5 protein-coding genes and 6 pseudogenes are annotated in these 10,930 nt (G+C 58.2%); 8 read left to right on the top strand and 3 right to left on the bottom strand.

The features are described 5' to 3' along the window. Positions 1 to 206: 206 nt before the first annotated feature. A complete protein-coding gene (locus tag RCCGE510_RS30230; RefSeq protein ID WP_037080423.1) occupies positions 207 to 674 on the bottom strand; it encodes an Lrp/AsnC family transcriptional regulator in 468 nt (155 codons plus the stop codon). Positions 675 to 824: 150 nt separating this feature from the next. On the opposite strand from RCCGE510_RS30230, the gene RCCGE510_RS30225 reads away from it, so the two are divergent. The 3 genes and pseudogenes from RCCGE510_RS30225 to RCCGE510_RS30215 form a co-directional block, all read left to right on the top strand. Next, positions 825 to 2,228 (top strand): aspartate aminotransferase family protein, encoded by a 1,404-nt coding sequence (locus RCCGE510_RS30225; protein WP_007636719.1) that lies wholly within the window; start codon positions 825 to 827, stop codon positions 2,226 to 2,228. Positions 2,229 to 2,367: 139 nt separating this feature from the next. Further along, positions 2,368 to 3,777, top strand: coding sequence for an aldehyde dehydrogenase family protein (locus tag RCCGE510_RS30220; protein WP_007636718.1), 1,410 nt, complete (start codon positions 2,368 to 2,370; stop codon positions 3,775 to 3,777). 105 nt (positions 3,778 to 3,882) lie between these two features. Further along, positions 3,883 to 4,455 (top strand): annotated as a pseudogene (locus RCCGE510_RS30215) (CoA transferase subunit A); the annotation flags it as partial. Positions 4,456 to 4,508: 53 nt separating this feature from the next. Here RCCGE510_RS30215 and RCCGE510_RS30210 read toward each other — a convergent pair. Then, entirely contained in the window at positions 4,509 to 4,862 is a 354-nt protein-coding gene (locus tag RCCGE510_RS30210) for a GNAT family N-acetyltransferase (RefSeq protein WP_007636711.1), read from the bottom strand. A 1,068-nt stretch (positions 4,863 to 5,930) separates the two neighbouring features. On the opposite strand from RCCGE510_RS30210, the pseudogene RCCGE510_RS30205 reads away from it, so the two are divergent. The 4 genes and pseudogenes from RCCGE510_RS30205 to RCCGE510_RS35340 all read left to right on the top strand — a co-directional run bounded on the left by RCCGE510_RS30205 (position 5,931) and on the right by RCCGE510_RS35340 (position 9,456). Continuing rightward, a pseudogene (locus tag RCCGE510_RS30205) lies at positions 5,931 to 6,793 on the top strand (IS30 family transposase). A 343-nt stretch (positions 6,794 to 7,136) separates the two neighbouring features. Next, a pseudogene (locus tag RCCGE510_RS34580) lies at positions 7,137 to 7,232 on the top strand (integrase catalytic subunit); the annotation flags it as partial. A gap of 153 nt (positions 7,233 to 7,385) precedes the next feature. Further along, positions 7,386 to 9,073, top strand: a pseudogene (locus RCCGE510_RS30195) (MFS transporter). 77 nt (positions 9,074 to 9,150) lie between these two features. Next, a complete protein-coding gene (locus tag RCCGE510_RS35340; RefSeq protein WP_007636707.1) occupies positions 9,151 to 9,456 on the top strand; it encodes a hypothetical protein in 306 nt (101 codons plus the stop codon). Between the two features lie 250 nt (positions 9,457 to 9,706). On the opposite strand, the pseudogene RCCGE510_RS34125 reads toward RCCGE510_RS35340, so the two are convergent. After that, positions 9,707 to 10,029 (bottom strand): annotated as a pseudogene (locus RCCGE510_RS34125) (AIR synthase-related protein); the annotation flags it as partial. Between the two features lie 39 nt (positions 10,030 to 10,068). Here RCCGE510_RS34125 and RCCGE510_RS34120 point away from each other — a divergent pair. Further along, positions 10,069 to 10,721, top strand: a pseudogene (locus RCCGE510_RS34120) (leucine zipper domain-containing protein); the annotation flags it as partial. Between the last annotated feature and the right edge of the window lie 209 nt (positions 10,722 to 10,930).

Here is a 10,930-nt window from a genome sequence, read left to right as displayed (position 1 = left end):
CACCAGGCGGCTGGCAGGATACGGATATCATTGAAACCTTTTCGAGTCCGACTCTCAGTCCTTCCACGCTCTTTTAGACGAGGTGAAATCGCTCCCAAGTGGGGCTCAATGCCGACAAAGTGGGGGCATGCTCACTTGGTTGTCATAGCTCAGCACTGCTTCATCTTCGGAAAAACATGCGAGGGCTCAGTGATGCAAGAATCAGATTAAACTTTGATCGGCAGAGCAAAACTCGCTTTTACGCGATCCATGACAACCATCGTCTTAAAACCCTTGATATCATGATTCTCGTAAAAGAAACGACGGGTGAATTGTTCATACTCTTCCATATCCCTCGCAGTGACGATCAGCAAGAAGTCGGCATCTCCCGTGACGTAATATCCGATCATAACTTCGCTTGTATTGCGTATAGCTGCTTTGAATCGATCGACGATATCCGCTCTTTCGCGCTCGAGCGAAACAAGCACAATCATAGTGACCTGTCTACCCACAGCCCTTGGTGACAGAATCGAGACGTCTGCCTCAATCACGCCCTTTGCCCGAAGTCGCTTTAAGCGACGCTGACATGCTGTTGGGGAAAGATTGACCAAACCCGCCAGCTCTTCTGATGTAAGACGGTTGTTACTCTGAACTGCTTGTAAAAGCGAGAGATCTGCACGATCAAGGTCGGTCATTCGAAATCCTGCGTAAAAAAACAAAAAATGCAGGAATCCTGCATAAATCCAATTTAAACAACCGTCAAAGACTTTGTGCAGGGTTTAAGTTAACTTTACAAAATTTGGACGGTGCGGATGCGCCTAGATCGCGAGCCAAGAGGATCAACAGTGGCCATCAATATCAAAGACATCGCTGACAAGGATCGCAATACGGTCCTGCATCCTTTCACGCAACTCAGGGATTTTGCGACCGGGAAACTTGGCGAGCCGACGATCGTCGAGACGGGAAAAGGAATCCGCATCCAGGATGCGCACGGCAATCAGTTGATCGACGGTTTTGCGGGTCTTTACTGCGTCAATGTCGGCTATGGCCGCACCGAGGTCGCCGAGACCATCTCCCGCCAAGCCTATCGTCTGGCCTATTACCACTCCTACGCCGCCCATACGACCGACGAGCTTGCGATCCTCTCCGATCGCCTGGTGAAGATGGCACCCGGCAAGATGAGCAAGGTCTTCTACGGCATGTCCGGTTCGGACGCCAACGAGACCCAGGCCAAGCTCGTCTGGTACTACAACAACCTCCGCGGCAAACCGACGAAGAAGAAGATCATCTCGCGCGAACGGGGCTATCACGGCTGCAGCGTCGTCTCAGGCTCGATGACCGGGATGAGCTTCTATCACGACCATATGGATCTGCCGTTGCCGCAGATCGATCACACCGGTGTTCCCCACCATTACTGGGGCGCCAACCCGGGCGAGACCGAACGTGAATTCTCGGCCCGCCGTGCGGCCGAGCTCGATGAGATGATCGAGACGCTCGGACCGGACAATGTCGGTGCTTTCATTGCTGAGCCGGTGCTTGGTACTGGTGGAATCACGCCGCCGCCGGAAGGCTATTGGGAGGCGATCCAGGCGGTGCTCAAAAAGCACGACGTGCTTTTGATCGCCGACGAAGTCATCACCGGCTTCGGCCGCACCGGCTCGATGTTCGGCTCGCAGCATTACTGCATCGAACCCGACCTGATCACCGTCGCCAAGGGCCTCACTTCGGCCTATTTCCCGCTTTCGGCCTCGATCGTCGGTGAGAAGGTCTACAAAGTCATGGAAGAGGGGGCTGACAAGGTCGGCGCCTTCTCGCACGGCTACACCTATTCCGGCCACCCCATCGGCGCGGCGGCCGCAAACGCGGTGCTCGATATCGTCGAGAAGGAAAACCTGCCCGGCAATGCCCGCGAGGTTGGCGCCTATTTCCAGGCCCAGCTCAAGGAGAAGTTCGCACAGCTGCCGATCGTCGGTGAAGTGCGTGGCGTTGGCCTGATGGGAGCCATCGAGTTCGTTGGCGATCGCGAGAACAAGAAGCGCTTCGATCCATCACTGAAGGTCGGTGCCCGCGTCTCCAAGGCTGCTCGCGATCGTGGCCTCATTGCACGCGCCATGCCGCATGGCGACATCCTGGGCTTCGCGCCGCCGCTCGTCACCACCAAGGCAGAGATCGACGAGATCGTCTCCATTGCCGAAAAGGCCGTGCGCTCGGTGATGGACGATCTCGTCCGCGACGGTCAGAAGATCTGACGGACAAGCGGTCGGCAGATTCCGACCGCAGCCATCGCATCCATTGAATTGAGAGCAGGGCAGGCATTCTCCGTGCCCTGGCTGAGAAACTCTGCCCGTCGCACAGATGGTGCATCATCGCGCGAGAGGAAGCCGGCCTATGACCGCTGCCAAACTTCATATAACCACCAGCTTGGCGCCGATCACTGTTCACAGCCCCTATGACGGGTCTGTGCTCGGAACGGTTGACGCCACTGCTGCAAACGAAATTGGCGAACTCCTGGCCCGCGCTCGTCGCGGGGCTGAGCTTTGCAGCAAGCTGCCGAGACACAGGCGCGCCAGCATCCTGGAAGGGACCGCGCAGATCATCGAGAGCCGCCGCGAGGCGTTTGCCGAAACCATCGTGCGCGAAGCCGGCAAGACGATTGTTCAGGCGCGCAAGGAAGTGCTTCGTTGTGTCAACACGCTGAAGCTGTCTGCTGAAGAGGCAAAGCGCAATGCCGGTGAGATCGTGCCGTTTGATGCCTATGTCGGATCGGAACAGCGGCAGGGTTGGTTCACCCGCGAGCCGCTCGGCATCATCACCGCGATTACACCCTACAATGATCCACTGAACCTGGTCGCGCACAAGCTTGGCCCTGCGATCGCCGGCGGCAACGCAGTGCTGCTGAAGCCATCGAACCTGACGCCGTTTTCCTCGATCAATCTTGTCGCTGTGCTGAACGAAGCTGGCTTGCCGCCGGAGATCATTACCGTCATTCACGGCGATCGCGAAATCGTCACAGCTCTCATCTCTGCACGGGACGTCCGCATGGTTTCCTTCACCGGTGGGTTTGCCACGGGAGAGGCAATCAGCCGTAAAGCGGGCCTCAAGAAGCTCGCAATGGAGCTTGGCGGCAATGCGCCAGTCATCGTCATGAATGACTGCGAGTTTGACAAGGCCGTCGAAGGATGCGTGTCCGGCGCCTTCTGGGCAGCTGGCCAAAACTGCATCGGTGCCCAACGTGTTTTGGTGCAGACAGAGATTTATGAACGTTTCCGGGACGCTTTCGTGGCCGCGACGAACAAGCTCAAGGCGGGCGATCCGCTGAAGGAGGACACAGATGTCGGTCCGATGATCTCCAAGGAGGTGGCCCAACGCACCGAAGCCGCTGTCAATGACGCCATCGCCGCCGGCGCGAAACTGCTCTGCGGTCACGAGCGAGAAGGATCGCTCTATCACCCGACGGTGCTGGAAGGCACGCCTATCACCTGCCGCCTGTGGCACGAGGAAGTGTTTGCGCCTTTGGTCATGCTTGCGCCTTTTGCGACGCTCGATGAAGCGATCGAGCTGGCCAATGAACCCGAATACAGCCTGCACGCCGGCATCTTCACCAGCAACCTCACTGTCGCACTTGAAGCCGCAGGCAGAGTCGAGGCTGGCGGAGTGATGATCAACGACTCCTCAGACTATCGCTTCGATGCCATGCCTTTCGGCGGCTCCAAATACGGCAGCATGGGCAGGGAGGGCGTGCGCTTCGCCTATGAAGATATGACCCAGCCGAAGGTGGTTTGCATCAATCGTGGGTGAACGAGACCTTGCCGCTGTTTGATACCGCTGCCGGTCTTCCGAAACTAAGGGAATGAATTCAGGCGGCGCCTAGGCGCCCCAATAGTTGAACCTGATGAAAAGAGTATGAACAAAATCCTCGACAATCCGACGTCGGCGCTTGAGGGCTTGCTATTCGACGGCATTTTCATCGCCGCAGGCGGTTTCGGCCCTTGCGGCATTCCGGAACTGCTGATTGACGCGATCCGCGAGGCGGGTACCAAGGACCTGACGATCGCCTCGAACAATTGCGGCGTCGACGACTTCGGCCTCGGCCTGCTGCTGAAGACCAAGCAGATCAAGAGGATGATCTCGTCTTATGTCGGTGAGAACGCAGAGTTCATGCGGCAATATCTCAGCGGCGAACTTGAGCTCGAGTTCAATCCGCAGGGAACGCTTGCCGAGCGGATGCGGGCCGGCGGCGCCGGCATTGCCGGCTTCTATACCAAGACCGGTGTTGGCACCGTCGTTTCCAAAGGAAAAGAACTCAAGGTCTTTGATGGAGAGGTCTTCGTTCTCGAGACCGGCATCGTCGCCGACCTGTCGATCGTCAAGGCCTGGAAGGCCGACACATCGGGCAATCTCATCTTCCGCAAGACCGCGCGCAACTTTAACCCGCCGGCTGCCACCTGCGGCAGGATCTGCGTCGCCGAAGTCGAGTAGATCGTGCCGGTCGGCAACCTCGATCCCGATCACATCCATGTGCCGGGCATCTAACATCCCGCTTCTGGAGCATATTCATTGCCGGATGCGGCCTGGTGAAAGCATGCGCTGAGCTCGAGATCGTCGCTTTCCGGCAGAAAACCTAGGCGGCGTTGTCCAAGGAAGCGGCCTTCCTGGCTGGCGCTGTCGCGTTCGAATACTGCAAAGAGACCGATTCCATACCTATCCCAGTCGGCACGGGACTTCATGAACTCGGCACATGTGTCTGCAAAGGACGGAGGCTTGCCGTCATATATGGCATTCGCAACGAAAGGATCGGCATGAAGTGCATGAAATCGCAGCAGGTCCCATGGTGTGGTTAGCGGGCGCAAATATAGTCGCGCGGTTTCCAGAGTCACCTGCATTGCGCGTGCCCTACCGCGCGGGGCAACTGCCAGCGCGCTGTTGTGTCTCTCGGACCAGGACCACCCAACCCAATGTGACGATATCCTCTGTGAGCTTGAGCATGAGACTCTTTCTCCTGAAGGTGACGCGGACGTATCAGCGGATGTCAATGCATGTACCGTGCCAACGGGAACCACCAACCATGGCTCTGAAACCGCGATGTAGAATGCCTCTCTTCGAACGACGCTGAAACGACTGAACAGCGCGTGGAATCCACTTCCCCCAGCAGCGTCAGGTCCGGTTGTTTCCTCTGAAAGAGCCAATCAACGAACTGTCGAGTTTCTCGAGGCCGAGACACGGCGATGTCCTCTATGATACCGCGCACGCTCTTAAGCCATTGAATGATTGCAGATAATTGTTTGTTTCTTTCCGGCCAACTTGCACTGGTCCAAGCGCCGAGAGCCGTCGCTTGATTCTTTAGATTGGTTCCACACATTGGCTGCAAGGTCACACCAGAGCGACGAATCCAAGGAGCCGCCATAGGTCTGGAAGCCAGTTGGGCGCCTTACGGTTCTGCGACGATATTTGCCGACCCCTCTGCGCAATGTTCCAAATCAATGCTAGTCGACTACTTTAGGTCCGACGAGGAAAGGGTGAAGCGAGCGGAATTTAGTCCAAGCTATCGACCCGATCATTTTGCTGGTCATGATCTGTTCGAACATGAGATGGGTCAGCTGGCGGCGGAATGTACACCTAGTGCCGTGGTTCCAGGTCAGGATCCAGTGAGGGTTCCGCTGGGCCGAGCGCCGGCGTTGAGGCGGGACAAATCTCGCCCGGCATTCGACGTGCGGACGCTCTTGTCAAGGTGGTCCAGCCCTTCACTCAACGACTGCAATGCCCATTCCCGGTGCCCTTATCCTCCTGTTGATCGCTTGACGCGTGAGGCGTTCGCTAAGTCGAACAAGCAGTACGCACGCAGAAGTGTTCCATAATAACTCTTATGCAATGTTATAACATTACGCGGGCACATTCTATTTCTAAGTGCGACACGCCAGTAATTTCAATGGCTTCACTTTGGAGATTCTGGCATGTCTCGATGCTATACGCAGATCACCCTCGCCGATCGCCGACGCCTGCATCACTTGGTGGCGGCAAAAGTTCCGATAGACCAGATGGCACGTCAGCTTGGCCGTCATCGCTCGACCATTTACCGCGAGATCAAGCGCAACCCGTTTCGCGATCGTGAACTGCCGGACTACGACGGTTACTACAGCACGGTTGCTGACGATATTTCCAAGGAGCGGCGGCGCCGGCTGAGAAAGCTGCGGCGTCACCCGAATTTGCGCACAGAGATCATCAACCAGTTGGAGGCTCGCTGGAGATTGCCGGACGCCTGCTGTCGGAGGGGCTAAGTCTTGTTCGCGTCTGCAAAGAGACAATCTATCGCTTCATCTACAGCAAGGAAGGTTATGGGCTAGGCCTCTATCGCTATCTGCCAGTTTGGGCATTGGGAGGGCGACCTCCTCATCTTCGAACGTCCACTCGGCCATGCCAATGTCACTTCCCTCGTGGAGCGCAAGAGCCGCTATACCGCCGGCATTCGCGCCCGATCATGGACAAGATCATCAAAGCGTTTTCTCCTTTACCGGCCTTCGCGCGTCAAAGCTTCACATTTGATCGCGGTACCGAGTTCGCCGGGTTCAGGGCTTTGGAAGAAGGGATCGGTGCGTGCAGTTGGTTTTGCGACCCAAGTGCGCCTTGGCAAAAAGGGACCGTCGAGAACACCAACAAGCGCATTCGACGCTTCCTGCCAGGCACCACAGATCTGGCAGTTGTGTCGCAACGCGACCTTCTCCACCTCACGCGCCATATCAACGATCAACCGCGCAAGTGCCTCGGATACAGGACACCGACCGAGGTGTTTATGGCGCATTTGCACGAAGACAGGTGATCCCCTATCCTGCAAAACTGGCATGATGCACTTGGGTTAGCTTCTCCACGGCTATTTAGTAATGCGACAGTTGGGCCAGTTAGAGATGCGACAGTCTCGCCTCTCGATGCGCTGGTCAACGTCAACGTTGGGAGCAAGGATGCCGACTTCAGCCTGGTGGAGACCAGGAGCGTTCGGAGGCGTGATGTCCTGTTTGATCACCATGTCGCAGAAAGAATTGCATCGCCTCGAAGTCATTCAAAAATTACTGGCGCGACTGTTTCGGTGAACTCATCCAGATCGACGGCTTGCACCGCTGGTGGTTAAGAACCGCTCGTCTGCATCTGCGGTTCGCCGGATCGGCAGGATCGTCAAGGAACTGCGGCTGCGCGGCATCGACACGATCGACGGGGCTAAAGCCTATGCGCCGGCGTTCATGGCGGACTTCGATGCTCGGTTCATTCGGCTGTCGTTCAACCTGCTTCGACGACGGCCCGCTGTCATTGATTTCGATTCGCGGTCTCGCCGCGTTGCGTCGACGCGAAGTTGGCCGACTTCTTGCGTGCGGCTTCTCCAACGCTGGCGGTAACGCGCATGACGGACGCCCACCACCATGACCAAACGCCGTTCGGTCTCACCGAAGCCGACCCGCCCGAAAGAGACTGATCGACATGGACGCGAGCGAGCATCCTCGGGGCTGTTAGCGCCACTGAAGAATTCGACGTTCCGTTCGATTTTCTTCGCGTCTCAGCTCTCCAGCCTGGGTTGGCTGATGCAGACGGTGGCCCTCAGCTGGCTGATGGCCACCGTTTCCACCTCGGATGTGATGGTCGCCCTGGTCCAGGCATCGTCTACCCTGCCTGCCTTTTTTCTTGCGATTTTCGTTGGCGCGATTGCCGACAACTACAGCCGGCGCATGGTCATGATCGTCGGCCGAAGCCTGATGATGGCGGCCTCGGCGATGCTGACGATCCTGATGGCTTTCGGCATCACCGATCCATGGATGATCCTGGCTTTCAGTTTCCTTGACGGCTGCGGTATCGCACTCAGCGATCCCGCGTAGGCGCTTCGCTTGGCGACATGCTGGAGCGCCGCCATCTGCCGTCGGCCGTCACCCTTCTCAATGTCGGATTCAACACGGTCCGTAGCGTCGGTCCCGCGCTTGGCGGCATCATCGTCGCGATTTTTGGGCCGCTCGTCACTTTCGCGCTCACCACGCTTGGCTTCGTCGCGCCCCTCACCGCTCTGTGGCGAAACAAGTGGACCGTGAAAGCGTCGCCCCTCCCTCGCGAAGCGCTCATGACGGCGATCTATGATGGACTGCGGTTCACGGCGATATCCTCGGAAATCAAGGCAGCTATTGTCCGCGGTACGCTGTTTGGGCTGACCGGAACCTCGATGCTGGCGCTCCTGCCGCTCGTCGCAAGAGACCTCTTGAAGGGCGGCCCAATCGACTACGGTATTCTCATGGGTGGCTTCGGCGCCGGCGCGCTGATCGCGGGGCTCGTGAACCCACCACTCAGGCGCGCGGTCACGCAGGAACTGCTGATTGTTCTGGCATGTGTCGCGTGCGCGGTATGTGCGATCTCACTTGCGCTGACGTCTTCCCTGATCATCGCAACAGTCTGCCTCGCCTTCGGCGGCGCCGGCTGGGTAACCGGATGGTCGGGGTTCGGCGTCAACGTGCAGTTGGCAAGCCCGCGCTGGGTGGTGGGCCGCACGATTTCCATCTACAGCGCTTTTACTTATGGGGGGATCGCCGCTGGCAGTTGGCTCTGGGGAATTATCGCCGAAAACCATTCCCTCTCCCTATCCTTGGCATGTTCTGCTGCCGCCTCGTTGCTGGTCGCCGCACTTGGGCTCAAGCTGCCGATCAGCAACCGCTTGGAGTCTGAACTCGAAGCCTCCGGCGCCTTCGATGCGCCAGTACCTGCACTCGATCTGAAGCCGAGAAGCGGCCCAATTCTGGTGACGACGGAATACGCTGTGGCGGAAGAGAACGCCGCTGTCTTTCTGGAGATCATGCGCAGACGGCGGCATGTTCAAAGCCGAGCCGGCGCACGCCATTGGACCCTCACGCGCGACGTTCAGCAGCCTTCGCGATGGCTCGAGACCTTTCGGACGCCAACCTGGACGGATTACCATCGCCTTCATCACCGCCTCAACGAAGCGGACAAGCGCCTGGGCGATGAGCTCAAGTCGCTGAGCGTGGCATCCGACCTCCCGCGAACAATCGTTCTGGTGGAGCGCCCGACGGCTGCGCGCAAGTCCACGCCCGTGCCGTACGTTTCCCAGAAATGAGCAATTGCGTCTCAAGTGGTTCATTCGGAACAAGGCTGGCACAAGGCAGAACTCTTGTTGAGATCTCAGGATCGACGGTGGTCTCCGGAAAAGACTCCATCTCGGTCGGCGAGGATAATGACCGCGTATTCGGTAGCGTGGGCAATGATCACGTCTTTGGCGACGAGGGCAACGACTACTTCTACGGCGACATGGGTCGCGTTAAGCCTCGCAACCTGGATGCGGCCCTCCTTGGTGGCGACAACGACAAGCTTTATGGCCGCGATGAGGCGACCTCACTCGCTCGCGTGGTCCACGGGTTCCCCCGCGACGCACGTTCCCTTGAAGACGCATTCGTCGCAGTAAGCCGGCCGAAGGCATCGCACAGGCGGCTGTCACGGTGACTTAGATTTCATCTCGGCCTATGGGTGCAAATAAGGCAATATGGTTGGACGGCTGACTAACATTCCGCTTCTAAACAAGCGGACACCTCCTTTGCCGCGGACAGGTCTGTGGGTTGTGCGCGTGTCATAGTGGCGCCCCCATTGGCACGCGCACCCCCGCGGGCTGACTTGCTTCTAAAGCAAGGACTGAATCTCTACGGTGTGATTTCCGTATTGTACCATCGACGCATCATGAAAATGTCGTGGTCTCCGATACCTTCGGCCTGACGAAAAGGGGATCGCATCCTCCTCGATGCGAAAGCCGGCTTTCGACTGGCTGGCGATTTCGTTCAGGGGTACGGCGATGCCGCCGCGCGTTGGATCCGCATCAACCGGATATGCCTCCCGCCGCCGCGACCATCACGGCTACGAGCTGGTTCAGCGCTGCGCTGCGGAGACGATATCTCTATCGAATTCCAGGTTCTCGCGCTTCGACATCACGGCGACACCGTGGTCACAGATGGAGTCTGGGATGATCACAGCATCGCCCAGCCGGGCCGCATCGGGACGAAAATCGAGCCCGTCGGGAACCATGCAGCACCCGCCGTCGAGATGAAAACGCAGGAGAACCGAATGAACATTCACAAGAATGCCCGTTTGACACCGCGGCGTCGAGAGGAGATGGCGCGCGCCGTTATTGAGGGCGCTTGTTCCAAAGCCGAGGCTGCGCGGAGTGCCGTCGAAGGTGGTCGCTCGTTGGAAGGCGCGATTTCTGGCGGATGGCGCCGCCGGCATGGCGGACCGGTCGTCGCGGCCGAGGACAAGTCCGAGACGCACCGCGGCCAACATTGCCGGCGAGATTGCAGTGTTGCGCCGACAGCGGCTGACGGGCAAGCACATCGCCAAGCAGACGGGCGTGTCGGCGGCAACGGTGAGCCGGGTTCTCAAGCGCGCCGGTCTTTCCCGGCTGAAGGATATCGAGAGTGTGACGCTATGAGCGCGAGCGGCCTGCCGAAATGATCCATATCAACATCAAGAAACTTGGCCGCTTCAGCCAGGTTGGCCACCGCATCACGGGTGATCGAACCCGCCAAAGTTCGCGCAGGGGCAAAGGCTGGGGCGCTGGCTGGGAGTACGTTCACGTCGCCATTGATGACGCCTCGCGGGTTGCCTTCTCGCAGATATTGCCAGACGAAAAGAAGGAGCGCGCGGTCGCCTTTCTCAAGGCGGCTCTGACCTACTATAATACCCTCGGCATTACCGTCGAGCGCGTCATGATCGATAACGCTCCCTGCGACGTTCGATAGAGACAGCCCGCGGTACCCAGCCCGCGCAAGAGTATGTCAGCCGTCGTCAAAATGCCTTGTCTCCCTCGTTTGCTCAGTAGCTTCACGCGGTGCTTTCGTCGTCAAAGCCGGAAGGAAAAAGGCATGACTAAAGAGCTTGCATACGACATGAGAGAGATGCGACAGTCGTCGCCTCTTGGGATGCTGGC

The sequence above is a fragment of the Rhizobium sp. CCGE 510 genome (assembly GCF_000292525.1).
Classification (GTDB): Bacteria; Pseudomonadota; Alphaproteobacteria; order Rhizobiales; family Rhizobiaceae; genus Rhizobium.
This window is presented reverse-complemented; position numbering and strand designations above follow the sequence as displayed.

Bases quoted from the DNA above. Each gene is read 5' to 3' on its own strand.
- RCCGE510_RS30230 (WP_037080423.1), bottom strand. From the start codon at position 674: ATGACCGACCTTGATCGTGCAGATCTCTCGCTTTTACAAGCAGTTCAG.
- RCCGE510_RS30220 (WP_007636718.1), top strand. From the start codon at position 2,368: ATGACCGCTGCCAAACTTCATATAACCACCAGCTTGGCGCCGATCACT.
- RCCGE510_RS30210 (WP_007636711.1), bottom strand. From the start codon at position 4,862: ATGCAGGTGACTCTGGAAACCGCGCGACTATATTTGCGCCCGCTAACC.